This is a genomic window from Actinomadura sp. (genome assembly GCF_044508335.1).
GTDB lineage: Bacteria > Actinomycetota > Actinomycetes > Streptosporangiales > Streptosporangiaceae > Spirillospora.
This window is the reverse complement of record NZ_JBIQHY010000012.1, coordinates 55,480-71,910: the sequence shown is the minus strand read 5'-3', so window position 1 is coordinate 71,910 and position 16,431 is coordinate 55,480. Positions and strand designations below refer to the sequence as shown.

6 protein-coding genes are annotated in these 16,431 nt (G+C 75.0%); 2 read left to right on the top strand and 4 right to left on the bottom strand.

All coding sequences use genetic code 11. The features are described 5' to 3' along the window. Positions 1-48: 48 nt before the first annotated feature. Both ACIWVC_RS07275 and ACIWVC_RS07270 read right to left on the bottom strand, forming a co-directional pair. Positions 49-2,496, bottom strand: coding sequence for a M4 family metallopeptidase (locus ACIWVC_RS07275; RefSeq protein ID WP_396453936.1), 2,448 nt, complete (start codon positions 2,494-2,496; stop codon positions 49-51). 208 nt (positions 2,497-2,704) lie between these two features. Beyond that, positions 2,705-5,500, bottom strand: coding sequence for a LuxR C-terminal-related transcriptional regulator (locus ACIWVC_RS07270; protein WP_396453935.1), 2,796 nt, complete (start codon positions 5,498-5,500; stop codon positions 2,705-2,707). Between the two features lie 263 nt (positions 5,501-5,763). Here ACIWVC_RS07270 and ACIWVC_RS07265 point away from each other — a divergent pair, with 263 nt between their 5' ends. Together ACIWVC_RS07265 and ACIWVC_RS07260 are read left to right on the top strand one after the other, a co-directional pair. Further along, positions 5,764-7,797, top strand: a complete 2,034-nt coding sequence (locus ACIWVC_RS07265) for a SpoIIE family protein phosphatase (RefSeq protein WP_396453934.1) — start codon at positions 5,764-5,766, stop codon at positions 7,795-7,797. A 150-nt stretch (positions 7,798-7,947) separates the two neighbouring features. Continuing rightward, positions 7,948-13,413 carry a carboxyl transferase domain-containing protein gene (locus ACIWVC_RS07260; RefSeq protein ID WP_396453933.1) on the top strand — a complete coding sequence of 1,822 codons (5,466 nt, stop codon included), beginning with the start codon at positions 7,948-7,950 and terminating at the stop codon, positions 13,411-13,413. Here the strand turns inward: ACIWVC_RS07260 and ACIWVC_RS07255 are convergent. Both ACIWVC_RS07255 and ACIWVC_RS07250 read right to left on the bottom strand, forming a co-directional pair. Continuing rightward, positions 13,382-15,385, bottom strand: a complete 2,004-nt coding sequence (locus ACIWVC_RS07255) for a DUF6807 family protein (protein ID WP_396453932.1) — start codon at positions 15,383-15,385, stop codon at positions 13,382-13,384. The genes ACIWVC_RS07260 and ACIWVC_RS07255 overlap by 32 nt on opposite strands. Beyond that, the gene (locus ACIWVC_RS07250; RefSeq protein ID WP_396446490.1) at positions 15,382-16,428 is read right to left on the bottom strand and encodes a mandelate racemase/muconate lactonizing enzyme family protein; all 1,047 of its coding nucleotides are present in this window, start codon (positions 16,426-16,428) and stop codon (positions 15,382-15,384) included. The genes ACIWVC_RS07255 and ACIWVC_RS07250 overlap by 4 nt, the downstream gene beginning before the upstream one ends. Positions 16,429-16,431 lie beyond the last annotated feature (3 nt).

Genomic DNA, 16,431 nt, shown 5'->3' with positions numbered 1-16,431 from the left:
GCGAGCGCCGCCGGCCCCGGGCGGGGCCGGCGGCTTGAGGAGGGGCGGTCAGCTCGCGTTCACGGCCACGTCGTCGACGACGAAGCTCGTGTAGAGGGCGACGTCCTCCGTGCCGGAGAACGAGAGCGTGACGGTCCTGCCCGCGTAGGCGGAGGCGTCGATGCTCTTCTGGACGTAGCCGGAGTTGGCGTCGAGGTTGGAGAAGGCCGCGACGGTGTCGCCGCCGAGCTTCACGGTGAAGGTGTCGTAGGGCGTCACGGCGGTGGTCTCCGCCGTGTCGATGTGGACGTAGAAGGTCAGCGTCGCCGTGCAGCCGGCCGGGATCGTCACCGACTGCGCCGCCGAGTCGGTGTGGGACCGGCCGTAGCCGTCGAACCAGGCGTAGTGCGTCCCGGTGCGGGCGCTCTCGCCGTCACTGTTGGACGACACGACGCCGGACGTGGTGCTCCACGGTGAGGTGCCGTTCTCGAACCCGCCGTTGGACACCTTGTCGCCCGGCGACGAGCAGCCGCCGCCCGGCGGGTTGACCGTCCAGGTGAAGGAGGCCGAGCCGGAGAGGCCGGACGCGTTCGTCGCGGTGACGGTGACGGTGCTGGTGCCCGCCGTGGTCGGGGTGCCGGAGACGACCCCGCTGGACGCGTTGATCGACAGCCCGGCCGGCAGCCCGGTCGCGCTGTAGGTGAGGGTCCCGCCGTTCGGGTCGGTGGCGTGGATAGCCAGGTTCACCGCAGTGCCGACCGTGCTCGTCTGGTCGCCGGGGTCGGTGACGCGCGGGTTGTCGCCCTGGCCGGGGCATTCGCCCGGCACCGGGTCGGACCCGGTGACGTTGACCGCCGCCCAGGCGGCCATGACGGTGTTGTACTCGGCGCAGTGCGCGCCGTACAGGTCGGCGGCCGCCTTCAGCGAGTCGACGCGGGCGTCGCCGTAGTCCTCGTTGCTGTTGGCGTAGGACGCGAGGGCCTTGAACCAGATCTTGGCGGCCTTGTCGTTGCCGATCCCGGTGACCGTGGAGTTGTTGCAGGTGGGGCTGTTGCCGTACCCGTGGTCGCCGCTGCCGACGGCGGTGAGGAAGAACCAGTGGTTCAGCGGGCCCATCGAGTAGTGCGGGTCCAGGCCGCCGTTGCGGCTGTCCCAGCAGTTGGGCGACCGGCCGTCCAGCGACGGGTTGTACATGTACCGGAGCGGGTCGCCGTTCCCGAAGATGTCGATGAGCTCGCCCATGGTGTAGTCGGGCTTGTCCACGGGGTTGTCGGCGTAGAACTCCACCATCGTCCCGAAGATGTCGCTGGTGCCCTCGTTCATCCCGCCGGTCTCGCCGTTCTCGCCCCAGCCGACGATGGCGCCGCTCACGCCGTGGCTCATCTCGTGCCCGGCGACGTCGATCTCGACCAGCGGCCTGGCGTTGTTCTCGCCGTCGCCGTAGGTCATCTGGGCGCCGTCCCAGAAGGCGTTGACGTAGGCGTTGCCGTAGTGGGTGCGGGAGGGGACGCCGCTGCCGTCGCCGAAGATGCCGTTCCGGTCGTGGACGTTCTTGAAGTAGTCGTACGTCATGGCGGCGCCGTAGTGCGCGTCCACGCCCGCGGAGGCCGGGTCGGAGTTGCTGCCGTTGCCGAACTCGCCGGTGGAGTTGCTGAAGGTGGTGCCGGTCCCGGACGTGCGGTGGTTCAGGTTGGTCGTGAACCCGTTGCCGTGCGAGGGGTCCCGCATCGTCCAGGTTCCGGCGGACTGGGTCAGGTCGAGGTTGACGGTGCCCACGTAGAGGCCGTGTCCGGTGCCCTGGGTGAGGGCGGCCCGGACGGGGGCGGCGGGGGCCGACCGCAGGCCGGACGGCGCGAACGTGTGGACCTCGTCGGTGCTCTGGATCACCCGGCCCTTCCGCGCGTCCACCATGACGTGCAGCCGGCTGGGCGTCTGGTCGGCGCGGACCCCGGTGACGACGGTCTGCCACACGAGCGCGGCCGACCGGCCCTGCGCCCTGATCGCGAGCTTGGGCTTCGAGACGGCCGAGACCGTGCCCTTGAGCTGCTCGCGCGCGAGCCGGGCGGCGGCCGGCGCGCTCACCGAGGGCGTCGTGCTGATCTTGCCGGCGGTGTCGGACGCGGTCTCCAGCGCGCTGTAGGAGCCGTCCGGCTTGAGGTGGACGACGAGGTCGCCGCCGTAGACGGGGAGGCCGCGGTAGGTGCGGTCGAACCGGACATCGGCGGAGCCGTCGCGGTCGACGGTCACCGACCTGACCTTGAACTTGTGCCCGCTGACGCGGTGCGCGCGGCCCGGATGCGCCGCGATGGCCTTCTTGGCCTTGCCGACCGCCCGCTTGCGGACGGACGGGGACGGGTCGAGCGTGAAGGGCGCGTCCGTGAAGGCGGAGCGCCCTGCCGGCTGGCGGGGACGGGGCGGGGCCTGCGGGGTGGCCGCGGCCTGCGGGGCTGCTGCGACGCCGGTCAGCGCGACGAGTGCCGCCGCCGACGTGGCGATCGCGAGGGTCCGTTGGGACATGGGGGTGGATGTCCTTTCACCACTGAAGAGGGAGCCCGTGGTGACGGGGGGGCGGACGTCCGGACGCGCCGGCGGGCCGCTCCTTTCGCTGCGCTTTCCGTTGCACCGCGCATCCCGGACAAGCGCGAGTGTGAGGAGGTGGGAGCGGTTTAAGAAGCCTGGCTAAGCATGTATAGGGAAATCCCTATACGTCGGGATCCGGGGGGCGTCAGCGGCCGGAGACGGCGAGCCGGGCGACGTCCACCCGGGAGCGGACGCCGAGCTTGCGGAACGTCCGGGTGAGCGCGGCCTCGACGGTCTTGGTGCTGAGGAACAGCCGGGCGGCGATCTCCCGGTTGGTGGCGCCTTCGGCGACCAGGACGGCGACCCTGCGCTCGACGTCGGTGAGCACGCCGAGCGGGTCGTCGCCGGCCGCCCGGTGCACCGGCGCGGCGTGGTCGAGCCGCCGCAGCTCGGCCTGGGCGCGGTCCAGCCAGGGCCGCGCCTCCGCCTTGGCGAAGACGCCGCGCGCCCGCAGCAGGTCGGCGCGGGCGCGGCGCGGGTCGTCCCGCCGGGCGCGCAGCGCGCCCAGCTCCAGCCACGCCCGGCCCTCCTCCAGCCGATAAGGGAGGGCCTGGAGAAGCTCCACCGCGCTGAGCAGCCCGCGCTCTGCGGCGTCGAGGTCACCTTCGGCGGCGCGGACGAGCGCGGCCGAGCGCTCCAGGACGGCGAGGACGCCGCGGCGCCCCAGCCTGGCGGCCCGCGCCCTGGTCTCGGCGACCAGCGCGGCCGCCTCCCCAGGCCGCCCGACGGCGACGAGCGCGTCGGCGAGGTCGGCGTGCCAGCGGCGTAGCGAGGGATCGCCGAGGCCCTGCGCGGTCTCCATCGTCCGGACCTGCCCCAGCACCCGCGACGCCGCGGCCGCGTCGCCCAGCTGCAGCCGGACGAGGCCCTCCGCGTGCAGCGCCCGCGGCAGGAACAGCTGGTCGCCGTCGTCCGCGCTGTGCTGGACGGCCTGCTCCGCGGCGGAGAGCGCCCGCCCGAGATCGCCGCCGGCCGCCTCCGCGAGCGCCATCGCGTACCACGAGGGCCCCTGGCTGAGCCCCGAGTCCTCGGCCAGTTCGAGGCTCTGCCGGGCCGCGCCGAGCGCCTGCCGGCAGCGGCCCTGGTAGATCTCGACCTGGGTCATGCAGTACAGGCACACGCACAGGCTCTCCACCACGCCGCGCTGGCGGACACTGTAGATCAGCGACCGCAGCTCGGCCCGCGCCTCCTTCACCCGGTCGTGCATCAGGTGGTGCCGGTGCTTGAGGTAGACGGGGCCGTTGTGGTGCCACCTCACGTGCGGTTCCTGCGGGTCGGCCAGCGCCCTGCGCAGTGTCCGCTCGGCGTCCGGGTGCCCGAGGAAGAGCTCGATGTTCGCCTGCTTGGCCAGCGCGAACAGCTCGGTGGCGCGGTCCCCCGCGAGCGCGGCCAGCTCGGCGGAGCGGCGGGCGTGCACGTGCGCGGCCTCGGCGGAGCCCCGCACCATCCACGCCCGCCAGCTCAGCCTGTAGTGCAGCGGCGCGAGCAGCGACGGGTCGCCGCGCGCGTCCTCCATCGCCTTGGGGAAGACCTCCTCCACCTCGGCGAGGGCCTGGCCGGAGGAGTCCAGGACGACGATCCAGGCGCGGACCCGCTCGGCGGGCCGCGCCGTCGTCTCCAGGACGCGGCGGGCGATCCGCCGGGCGAGCGGGTAGTCGCCCGCCGCCACGGCGTCCTCGGCGGCGCGCAGCCGCCGGCCGACCGCCGCGTCCCCGGCCTCCTCGGGCGTGTGGTCGGCGGCCAGCTCGCCGAGCTGGGCGGCGGTGGACAGCCCGCCGCGGCGGCGCGCCACGGCCGCGGCCTCCTCCAGCGTGCCGGCGATCCGCCGGTCGCGGCCGGAGGTCAGCCGGGCCAGGTGCAGCGCGCGCTCCACCGGGTCGCGCACCGCCTGGGACAGCGCCCGGTGCACCGCCTTCCGCTCGGTGGTCTCGGCCTCCGCGTAGATGACCGCCGACAGCAGCGGATGGGTGAAGCGGACCGCCCCGGCGGGGTCCACCTCCACGATGCCCCGCCGCTCGGCCTCGGCGAGGTCGGCGCGGCCCGTCCGGCGCAGCAGGCCGACCGACGGCCGGGACGCGGCGCTGGCCATGAGGAGCGTCTCGCGGGTGGCGGGCGGCAGCGCGGCCACCCGTTCGCGGATCAGCGTCGAGAGGCTCTGCGGGATGGGCGGGTCGTCGGCCTCCGGGTGCTCCAGGACGCTGCGGGCGAGCTCCACCGCGAAGAACGGGTTCCCGCCGCTGACCTCGTGGATCCGGGCGAGCCGCGACCGCGGCCAGCTCCGGCCGAACCGGTGGCCGAGCAGGACGCCCAGCTCGGCGGCCGACATGGGCGGCACCCGCACCGTCAGCGCCGGCTTCGGGCACAGCGCGGCCGCGTCCCGCCACCGGCCCCCGTCCTCGCCCGCCGCCGGTCCGGGCCGGGCGGAGGCGGCGATCCGGAGCCGCGGCGCCAGCCCGGCCGCGCGCCGCGCCACGAAGGCCAGCAGCTCCCCGGACGGGCGGTCCAGCCACTGGGCGTCGTCGACCAGCACCAGCCCGGGCCGGTCGGCGCATAACATGCGGAAGGCGTGCAGGACGCCCAGCCGGAGGTTCAGCAGGTCCCGCTCCCCCGTGGGGACGTCGTGCAGCAGCAGCGCGGACCGCAGCGCGTCCCGCTCGGGTGCGGGCAGGCGGCCCGCGACCTCGCCGACCGCCTGCGAGATCAGGTCGATGAGGCCGAGGAACGGCAGGTGGCGCTCGGTCTCGGCGGGGCAGCAGGCGAAGATCCGGTAGCCGGCCGCCGCGTGCTCGTCCGCCAGCAGCGACAGCAGCGTCGACTTGCCGATCCCGACGGGGCCGAGCAGCAGGACGCCGCCGCCCCCGGCGAGGTGGCCGCGCACCTCGCCCAGCACGTCCGCCCTGCCCATCGCGTTCTTCCCGGCCGGCTGGACCCCATGCGTCATGTGCGGCCTCCGAACGCCGGTGCGGCGATGAACCCGCCGCGGACGGTAAACCTCTCCGCAACCCCCGTCAAGATCCCGTGAAGGGGTGCGGCGCGGGCCGCCGGGGCGGGTCCGGAGCCGGCCCCGGGACCGGCCGGACGGCCCCGCGCCCGGCGCCCGGCGGCCGGGGAGAAGGCGGCCGCGCGGACGAGGAGCGCAGGTCACATACTCGGCCGGTTCCCGGGGTACGGCCCTCCTGACAACGGCCGGTCGACGGGGGGAGCATGGATCACGCCCGGGAGGAGGAGCCCGGCCGGCTGACGCTTGAGGTCTTCGACCGCGCGCCGGTCGGCGTCCTGGTCACGCGCGGCCCCGACCACCGCCTCGTCTACGCCAACGCCGCCTACCGCGAGACCTTCGGGGAGCGCCCGCTCGGGCGGCCGATCCGGGAGGCGTTCGGCGACCTCGTCCAGCGGGACTACCTCGACCTGTTCGACCGCGTGCTGAGCACCGGCAGGCCGATCAACGTCGCCGAGGCGCCGGTGAGCCTGGTCTTCCCCGGCGTCGGCCGCGAGGCGCGCTACTTCTCCTTCAGCCTCTCCCGGTACGGCGACGGCACGCCCGGGGTCCTGGCGGTCAGCGCCGACGTCACCGAGCAGGTCATGGCGGCCCGCCGGGCGGGGGAGATGGCGGAGACTCGGCGCCGGCTGCTGCACCGGTTCCAGAGCCTCGTCCAGGTGAGCGCGGAGATCGTGTGGGTGACGAGCCCGCAGGGCAGCCCGATCGAGCCGAGCCCCGGATGGGAGCGGGTGACCGGGCAGACCTGGGAGGAGTACCAGGGCACGGGCTGGCTGCGGGTCGTGCACCCCGACGACCGCGAAGCGACCCTGCGGTCCTGGAACGAGGCGCAGCGCACGGCCCGGCCGTGGCGGCACGTCTACCGGCTGCGGACCGTGCAGGGCGCGTACCGGCATTTCGAGGTCCACGCCACGCCGGTGTACGAGGACGGCACCGTCGTGGAGTGGGTCGGCACCTGCACCGACGTCGAGAAGGAGTGGGCGCGGCGCCGCCGCCAGGAGATCCTCGGCCGCGCGGCCGTCGCGATCGCCGAGCACAGCGACCTGCGGAAGATGCTCGGCGCGCTGGCGGACGTGCTCGTCCCCGAACTCGCCGACGGCTGCGGCGTGTTCCTGCTGCCCGACATCGGCGAACGCCCCGAGGGCGCTCCCGTCCTCGCCCGCCGCATCGCCACCGCCGCGCGGCCGGGGCTGCCGACGCGGCTCACGCTCGGCGAGGAGTGGTTCGCCGCCGACAGCGAGTTCGTCCGGATGGTCCGGCGGCGCCGCCCGATGCGGCTCACGTTCCCGCACGGGCGGCCCCCCGAGAACCTGCTGCCCGGGAGCAGCGTGCAGTGGATGAGCCAGGCGGGCGCCCACAGCGCGATGCTGCTCCCGGTCGTCGTGGACGGCGCCGTCGCGGCCGTGGTGACCGCGTCCAGGTGCGGCGACCGGCCGCCGCTGAGCGAGGACGACGTGGCCCTGGTGCGCCAGATGTTCGACCACGCGCACGACGCGCTGACCACCGCCATGCGCTTCCAGCGCACCCAGCGGGTCTCCCTCGCCCTCCAGCACAGCCTCCTGGCCGAGCCGCCCGAGGTGCCCGGCCTCGACATCGCCGCCCGGTACCGGCCCAGCCCGGCCGCCGCCGAGGTGGGCGGCGACTGGTACGACTCGTTCGTGCTCCGCGACGGCACCACCGTCCTGGTCATCGGAGACGTGGCCGGGCACGACCTGTCCGCCGCCGTCGACATGGGCCAGATCAGGAACATGCTGCGGGGCCTGGCGGTCGACCGCGAGGAGCCGCCGGGCGACATCCTGCGCCGGCTGAACACCGCGATGGCGATCCTGTCGCCCGACAGCACCGCCACCTGCGTCCTCGCCCGCGTCGAGGGCTCCGGGACGCAGGGACGGCGGCTCCACTTCGGCGTGGCCGGCCACCCGCCGCCGCTCCTGGTCACGGCCGACGGCGGCGCCCGCCTGCTGGACGAGGCCGTCAACCCCCTGCTCGGCCTGCTCGTCGACCAGCCCTACGTCAGCGCGGTGGAGCCCCTGCCGCCCCGCTCCACCCTCCTCCTCTACACGGACGGCCTGATCGAGCACCCCGGCGAGAACCTGGACGTGGGCCTGGACCGGCTCTGCCGCAAGGCCGCCGAACTGGCCACCGCTCCCCTGGCGGCCTTCTGCGACGGCGTCCTCACCGGCCTCCCCGTCACCGGCGCCGACGACATAGCGGTCATCGCCCTGCGCGTCCCGGAGTGACCGCGGCCCCCTTTTGCAGGTTTCCCACAACTGCGGGCGCTCAGCGTGCGATGTCTGCGACATGGCGCTACGGGCCGGTAGGCGGAAAGGTTGCACCGTCGGGGGGCACCGTCCCGCGGTGTGCAGTGGTCTACAGGAGGGCTCGGTCGGGTGTTCAGTCGTGTCGCCATCGTCAACCGCGGTGAGGCCGCCATGCGCCTCATCCACGCCGTACGGGACCTCGCCGCCGAGACCGGCGCGAGGATCGAGACGGTCGCGCTGTACACCGACGTCGACCGCACCGCCACCTTCGTCCGCGAGGCCGACCTGTCCTACGATCTCGGTCCCGCGTCGGCGCGGCCGTACCTCGACCTGGAGGTGCTGGAGCGCGCGCTGGCCGAGACGGGGGCCGACGCGGCGTGGGTCGGCTGGGGGTTCGTCGCCGAGGACCCGGCGTTCGCGGAGCTGTGCGAGAAGACCGGCGTCACGTTCGTCGGGCCGAGCGCCGAGGCCATGCGCCGGCTCGGCGACAAGATCGGCGCGAAGCTGATCGCCGAGGAGGTCGGCGTGCCGGTGGCGCCGTGGAGCCGCGGCGCGGTGGGCACGCTGGAGGAGGCGCTCGACGCGGCGGCCCGGATCGGCTACCCGCTGATGCTGAAGGCGACCGCGGGCGGCGGCGGGCGCGGCATCCGCGTCATCACCACCGAGGCCGAGCTGGCGGACGCCTACGAGCGCACCAGCCAGGAGGCCGCGCGGGCGTTCGGCAGCGGCGTCGTGTTCCTGGAGCGCCTGGTCACCGGCGCGCGGCACGTCGAGGTCCAGGTGATCGCGGACGGCGAGACCGCGTGGGCGCTCGGCGTGCGCGACTGCTCGGTGCAGCGCCGCAACCAGAAGGTCATCGAGGAGTCGGCGTCGCCGGTGCTGAGCGCGGCGCAGGCCGCCGAGCTGAAGGCGTCGGCCGAGCGGCTCGCCGTCGCGGTCGGCTACCGGGGCGCGGCCACCGTCGAGTTCCTCTACCACCCCGGCGACCGGCTGTTCGCGTTCCTTGAGGTCAACACCCGGCTGCAGGTCGAGCACCCGATCACCGAGTGCACGACCGGGTTCGACCTCGTCCGGGCGCAGCTGCACGTGGCGGCCGGCGGCCGGCTGGAGGGCGAGCCGCCGGTGGAGCGCGGGCACGCCGTCGAGGCCCGGCTGAACGCCGAGGACCCCGACCGCGACTTCGCGCCCGCACCCGGCCGCATCGCCCGGCTGGACCTGCCCGCCGGGCCGGGCATCCGGGTGGACACCGGGGTCCGGGAGGGCGACACCATCCCCGCCGACTTCGACTCGATGATCGCCAAGATCATCGCGCACGGCCGGGACCGGGACGAGGCGCTCGGCCGGCTGCGCCGGGCGATGGCGCAGACCACCGTGATCATCGAGGGCGGCGCGACGAACAAGAGCTTCGTGCTCGACCTGCTCGACCGCCCCGAGGTGGTCGGCGCGAGCGCCGACACCGGCTGGATCGACCGCGTCCGCGCCGAGGGCGGCCTCGTCTCCCACCGGCACTCCGCGGTCGCGCTCGCCGCCGCCGCCATCGAGGCGTACGAGGAGGGCGAGGCCGCCGCCCGGCAGCGGCTGCTGGCCACGGCGTCCGGCGGGCGCCCGCAGGTGCGGCACGAGAGCGGACGGCCGCTGGACCTGAAGCTGCGCGGCGCCGGCTACCGGGTGCGGGTGGCGCGGGTCGGCGCGCAGCGGTTCCGCGTCGCCATCGAGGCGGGCGAGGACGTGCGCACCGCCGACGTCGAGCTCGACCGCTTCGACCGGTACAGCGGGCAGATCACCGTCAACGGCGTCCGGTACCGGCTGCTCACCGGCACGCACGGCCCGGTCCACCTGGTCGAGGTGGACGGCGTGACGCACCGGGTCAGCCGGGACGAGGGCGGCGTCGTCCGCTCCCCCGCGCCCGCGCTGGTCGTCGCGACGCCGCTGGAGGCGGGCGCCGAGGTCGAGGCGGGCGCGCCGGTGCTGGTGCTGGAGAGCATGAAGATGGAGACGGTGCTGCGGGCGCCGTTCCGGGCGCGGCTCAAGGAATGCGTCGTGTCGGTGGGCAGCCAGGTCGAGACGGGCGCGCCGCTGCTGCGGCTGGAGCCGCTCGCCGACGACGGCGCCGAGGACGCCGCGTCCGGCCCCGCGGTCGAGCTGGACCTGCCCGCCGCGCCCGCCGCGGTCCCGGCGCGGCGGCGCGCCGCGCGCGGCCAGGAGGATCTGCGCAGCCTGCTGCTCGGCTTCGACGTCGACCCGCACGACGAGCGCCGGGTCCTCGACGACTACCTCGCCGCGCGGCAGGCCGCCGCCGCCGACGGGCACCGGCCGCTGGCCGCCGAGCTGGCGCTCATCGAGGTGTTCACCGACCTGGCCGAGCTGAGCCGCAACCGCCCGGCGGGCGCCGGGGACGGCGGCGACGGCGCGGACGGCCACGTGCACAGCGCCCGCGAGCACTTCCACGCCTACCTGCAGAGCCTGGACGCCGAGCGGGCCGGGCTGCCGCCGGCGTTCCGGGCCAGGCTGGAGACGGCGCTCGGCCACTACGGCGTCACCGGCCTGGACCGCACCCCCGAGCTGGAGGCCGCGCTCTTCCGGATCTTCCTCGCCCAGCAGCGCGCGTCCGCGGACGCCGCGGTCGTCACCGCGCTGCTGCGCGCGTGGCTGCGCGAGCCGCCGCCGGCGGAGGCGCTGCGCGAGCCCGCCGGCCTCGCGCTGGAGCGGCTGATCGCCGCGACGCAGGTCCGCTTCCCAGTGGTCTACGACCTGGCGTGCGGCGTGGTGTTCGCCTGGTACGCCCAGCCGCTGCTGCGCCGCAACCGCGCCCGCGTGTACGCCGACGTCCGCCGGCACCTGCGCCACCTGGACGCGCACCCCGACGCGCCGGACCGCGCCGAGCGCATCGCCGAGATGGTGCGCAGCACCGAGCCGCTGGTGCGGCTCCTCGGCCAGCGGCTCTTCCGCGGCAACTGGAACAACGCCGTCATGCTGGAGGTGCTGACCCGCCGGTACTACGGCAACAAGGGCCTGACCGGCGTCCGCACCCGCGAGGCCGGGGGCTGCGAGTTCGTCGTCGCCGAGCGCGCCGGCTCGTGCCTGGCGTCCGCCGCGGTGAGCTTCGAGGCGTTCGGCGGGGCGCTGCGCGGACTCGCCGAACTCGCGGACGGCAAGGACTCCGTCGACGCCGACATCTACCTCTCCTGGGAGAACCAGCCGGACGACTTCGACGCGATGGCCGCCGCGCTGCACCGGGTCATCGCCGCGCACCCGCTGCCGGAGCGGGTGCGCCGCGTCACCGCCACCGTCGCGGGCAGCAGCGGCGCGGTGATGCACCACCACTTCACGTTCCGCCCGTCCCCCGCCGGGATGGCCGAGGAGCGGCTGATCCGCGGCCTGCACCCGCACATCGCGGAGCGGATGCGGATGGAGCGGCTGCGCGAGTTCGACCTCACCCGGCTGCCGTCGTCGGACGAGGAGGTCTACCTCTACCAGTGCACCGCGCGGGACAACCCGTCCGACGAGCGCCTCGTCGCGTTCTCGCAGATCCGCGACCTGACCGAGCTGCGCGACCACGACGGCAACCTGCGCACCCTGCCGACCGCCGAGTTCACCGTCGCCACCTGCCTGGACTCGATCCGCCGCGCGCAGGAGCGGCGGCCGTCGAAGAAGCGGCTGCCCACCAACCGCATCGTGATCTACGTCTGGCCGCCGAGCGACCTGACCCGCGCGGAGCTGGAGATGCTCGCCGAGCGCATGCTGCCGACGGCCGCGGGCGCCGGGCTGGAGGAGATCGAGTTCATCGCGCGGCGGCGCGACCCGCGGACCGGCGAGCTGGCCAAGGTCGCCGTCCGGGTCTCCTTCGACGCCACCGGCGGCACCACGCTGAGCGTCGGGGAGCCGTCCGACGAGCCGGTCGAGCCCGTCGACGGCTACCGGCAGAAGGTGCTGCGCGCCCGCAGCCGCAACACCGTATACCCGTACGAGCTGACGGAGGTGCTGGGCGACTTCGCCGAGCACGACCTCGACGAGGACGGCCGGCTGGTGCCGGTCGACCGGCCGAAGGGCCGCAACACCGCGGCGATCGTCGCGGGCGTCGTCACCACCCGGACCCGGCGGCACCCGCAGGGCGTCACCCGGGTCGTGCTGCTCGGCGACCCGACGAAGGCGCTCGGCGCGCTGTCGGAGCCGGAGTGCCGCCGGGTGATCGCCGCGCTGGACCTGGCCGAGCGGATGGGGGTGCCGCTGGAGTGGTACGCCCTGTCCGCCGGCGCCCGGATCTCGATGGAGTCGGGCACCGAGAACATGGACTGGGTGGCGGCGGCGCTGAAGCGGATCGTCGAGTTCACCCAGGACGGCGGCGAGATCAACGTCGTCGTCGCGGGCATCAACGTCGGCGCGCAGCCGTACTGGAACGCCGAGGCGACGATGCTCATGCACACCAAGGGCGTGCTCGTGATGACGCCGGACTCGGCGATGGTGCTCACCGGCAAGCAGTCGCTCGACTTCTCCGGCGGCGTGTCGGCCGAGGACAACTTCGGCATCGGCGGCTACGACCGCGTCATGGGCCCGAACGGGCAGGCGCAGTACTGGGCGCCGAACCTGGTCGCCGCGCGGGACATCCTGATGGCGCACTACGACCACACCTACGTCGCGCCCGGCGAGGACACGCCGCGCCGCGCGGAGACGGCCGACCCCGTCGACCGCGACATCTCCGACTTCCCGCACACCGTGGAGGGCAGCGAGTTCACCACCGTCGGCGAGATCTTCTCCGCCGAGGCCAACCCGGACCGCAAGAAGCCGTTCGACATCCGGACCGTGATGCGGGCGCTGTCCGACCAGGACCACCCGGTGCTGGAGCGCTGGGCGGGCATGGCGGACGCGGAGACCGCGGTCGTGCAGGACGTCCACCTCGGCGGCATGCCGGTGTGCCTGCTCGGCATCGAGTCGCGCGCGGTGCCGCGGCGCGGCTTCCCGCCCGCCGACGGCCCCGACTCCTACACCGCCGGGACGCTGTTCCCGCAGTCGTCCAAGAAGGCCGCGCGGGCGATCAACGCGGCCAGCGGCAACCGGCCGCTGGTGGTGCTGGCGAACCTGTCGGGCTTCGACGGGTCGCCGGAGTCGCTGCGCAAGCTGCAGCTGGAGTACGGCGCCGAGATCGGCCGCGCGATCGTGAACTTCCGCGGGCCCATCGTGTTCTGCGTGATCTCGCGCTACCACGGCGGCGCGTTCGTGGTGTTCTCCAAGGCGCTGAACCCGAACATGACCGTCCTGGCGCTGGAGGGGTCGTTCGCCTCGGTGCTCGGCGGCGCCCCGGCCGCGGCGGTGGTGTTCTCCCGGGACGTCGACGCGCGAACCGCCGCCGATCCGCGGGTCCGCGAGCTGGAGGCCCGCGTCGCGGCGTCCACCGGCCCGGACCGGGCGGCGCTGCTCGCCGAGCTGGACGAGCTCCGCTCGTCGGTGCGCGCGGAGAAGCTCGGCGAGGTCGCCGCGGAGTTCGACGCCGTGCACGACATCCGCCGCGCGGTCGAGGTCGGCTCGGTCGACGCCGTCATCCCGGCCGCCGAGCTGCGCCCGCGCATCATCGAGGCCATCGAGTCCCGCCTGGCGTGACCGGGTCAGGGCGGGACGAGGGTCCCGCCCCGGCTTCGGGGAACGCGCCGGGTTCGCGGTCGCGCAGGGCCGTCGCCGCGGCGGCGAGGCCGCGCGCCCGGTCGGGGGTCAGCCGCCCGTCGGCGACGACCACCGTGACCGCCCGGTGCAGCCGGTCCGGGACGGTCAGGGGCTCGTCCCAGGCCAGGGCGGGGCCGGCGCCGGGGTATTCGGCGACCCGCACGAACCACGGGTCGAGCCCGGCGGTCTGGACGAACAGCAGGCTCCAAGCGTCGGAGGTCAGCGCCAGCCAGGGCGTGACGCTGCCGTGCACGGCCTTCTCTCCGGACGCCTCGCCGGTGAAGGCGGCGAGGCCGGAGGAGTCCTTGGGCGCGCGCCAGAAGAACCCGCCGTAGCCCGCCCCGGCCCGGCCCTTGCACGCCGAGCTCTGGATGACGAGCGGCCGCCCGGTCCGGCCGGTCAGCGTGAAGGCGAAGTCCAGCGCCCACCCGCCCGGGACGGGACGCGCGGTCAGGGTGCGCTCCTCGGCGGCCAGGACGGTGCCGTCCGGGCCGATCCAGTCGAGGCTCTCCGCGTAGCCGCCGTCGACGGGCCGGAGCTCGCGGCGGCGCTGCCGCCCGTGGTTGGGGAGGATCTTCGGCCCCTCGCCGGGGACGTAGGTGGAGCCGCCCCAGAAGTTGACGCCGTCGACGTCGGAGATCGCGACGCCCGCGCCGAAGTGGTGGACGTGGTCGTCCGGCTGGACCTCGGTGACGACCGTCCCGCCGAGGGTCCGGACGGGGTGCAGATGCGGCCGCGGCGCGTCGGTGGCCCGCAGGTCCCCGCGCTGGACGTAGGCGGCGACCTCCCGCGCGCCGGCGCGCAGGACGGTCTCCGGCCACGGGGCGTCCACCGTCCCGAGGCTCTCGGGGAAGCCCAGCTCGGAGAGGGTCTTGAGGTCTTCGGCCGCGCGGACGACCAGGCCCTCGATGCCGGGCAGGACCAGCCGGGACGGCTCCGCCCGGACGAACCGCCCGCCGACCGGCTCCGGTTCGGGGGCGAGCCGGATCGCGTCGAGCAGCCGGGTGAAGCCGCCCGTGCGCGCGAGCGGCACCAGCGGCTCCGTGCCGTCCCGGACGTGCGAGAGGAGGTCGGCGAGCAGGTCGGCGCGGCCGTAGCCGGTCCGCACCCCGTCGTCGGTCTCGATCTCGTCGAGGGTGTAGAACAGCCGCGCCGAACGCGTCTCGCCGTGGAGGTGGAGGTAGGGCTCGGTGCGCCGGCCGGAGCACAGCGACACGGTGATCGCGACGACGGTGCCGTCCGCGAGGCGGAGCCGGGCGCTGGAGGTGTCGTCGGACTCGATCGCGTTGGCTCGGTACAGCTCCAGCTCCACGCCGGCGATCGAGTCGACCGTGTCCGCTCCGGCGACGGCCAGGGCGGAGGCCACGGCGTGGGCGAACGGGTTGGTGAGGGCCCCGTCCATGACGTCGACGCCGTCCAGCCGGCGGCGCCCCGCCCAGGCGGAGCGGGTGTAGTAGCCGAACGGGCGGGTCCACGCCCCCGCGACCCCGATGGCGCGGACCGGCTCGCCGAGCACCTCCCGCGCGGCCGCGATCGCCGCCGAGCCGAGCGACTGGAAGCCGACCTGGCAGGCCAGCCCGGCCTCGGCCGCCGCCGCGGAGATCGCCTCGAACTCCGCGACCGACGGCGCGGGCGGCTTCTCCAGCAGCACGTGCGCCCCGGCCCGGAGCGCGGACACGGCCAGCGGCGCGTGCGTGTGGATCGGGGTGGCGATCACCGCGACCTCCGCGCCGGTCTCCCTGATCAGCGACGGGAGGTCCGCCGCGGCGGGCACGCCCAGCCCGGACGGCGGCCGGACGTCGCACACCCCGGCCAGCTCGGCGCGGCCCGCCGCCGCCAGCCGCCGGACGTTCTCCAGGTGGTTGCGCCCGTAGCCGTGCACCCCGGCGACCACGACCCTCACCGGCCTCACCGCGACCACCTCGTCGGCGCGCCCGTCGCCCGCAGCTCCGCGCCGGCCAGCTCGACCGGGGGCGGATCGGCGAGCAGCCCGAGGTCGGTGAGCGTGGCGTCCTCCGGGTGCTCCACCATCGCGGGATGGTGTAGGGCGAGGGCCAGCTGCCCCGACAGCTCGGTCAGCAGATGCGGGTAGACCGGCACGTCGAAGGCGCGGGCGAGCTCGGCGACGCGCAGGAACGGGGTGATCCCGCCGACCCGCACCACGTTCGGCTGGACGACGTCGCACGCCCCGGCCGTCAGCAGGTCGCGGAAGCCGTGCACGGTCGCGACGTTCTCGCCGACCGCGACGGGCGTGCCGATGCTCCGGCGCAGCTCGACGTGGGCGGCGAGGTCGTCGGCGGGCAGCGGCTCCTCGACCCAGAACAGGTCGAACCGCTCCAGCGCCCGCAGCGCGGTCCGGGCCCGGTGCAGGTCCCACCGCTGGTTGGCGTCGATCATCAGCGCCGTGTCCGGGCCGATGACCTCCCGGACGGCCGCGACCCGCTCGACGTCCTCGGCGAGCGAGGGCCGGCCGACCTTGATCTTGACGGCGGGGTACCCGGCGGCGGCCCACCGCTCCGCCTGGGCGGTCAGCTCGTCCAGCGGGTAGTGCAGGTTGATGCCGCTGCCGTAGAGCGGGACGCTGTCGCGCCTCGCGCCGAGGACGTCCACCAGGGAGCGGTCGCCGCACTCCAGGTCCCACAGCGCGAGATCCACCCCGGCCATCGCGATCGGGACGATCCCGGACCGCCCCGCCTCGCCGAGATGCGCCGACAGCTCGTCCCAGATGGCGCCCGGGTGCGCCGGAAGCCCGATCACCGCGTCGCGGACGTCGTGCTCCAGCAGCGCCTTGACCGCGTGCGCCCCGATCTGCGGGGTCCAGGAGATCCCGGTCCCGGAGCGCCCGTCGTCCAGCGTGAGCGTGACCGGCAGGACGTGGTTGTGCTGGACGTCCGCCCCCCACGGCCGCGCCAGCGGCACCGACCGCAGCTCCACCCGCAGATCCTCGATCATCATCGC

Excerpts from the sequence above, each read along its gene's own strand:
- ACIWVC_RS07275 (WP_396453936.1), bottom strand. The coding sequence starts at position 2,496 with ATGTCCCAACGGACCCTCGCGATCGCCACGTCGGCGGCGGCACTCGTC.
- ACIWVC_RS07270 (WP_396453935.1), bottom strand. The coding sequence starts at position 5,500 with ATGACGCATGGGGTCCAGCCGGCCGGGAAGAACGCGATGGGCAGGGCG.
- ACIWVC_RS07265 (WP_396453934.1), top strand. The coding sequence starts at position 5,764 with ATGGATCACGCCCGGGAGGAGGAGCCCGGCCGGCTGACGCTTGAGGTC.
- ACIWVC_RS07250 (WP_396446490.1), bottom strand. The coding sequence starts at position 16,428 with ATGATGATCGAGGATCTGCGGGTGGAGCTGCGGTCGGTGCCGCTGGCG.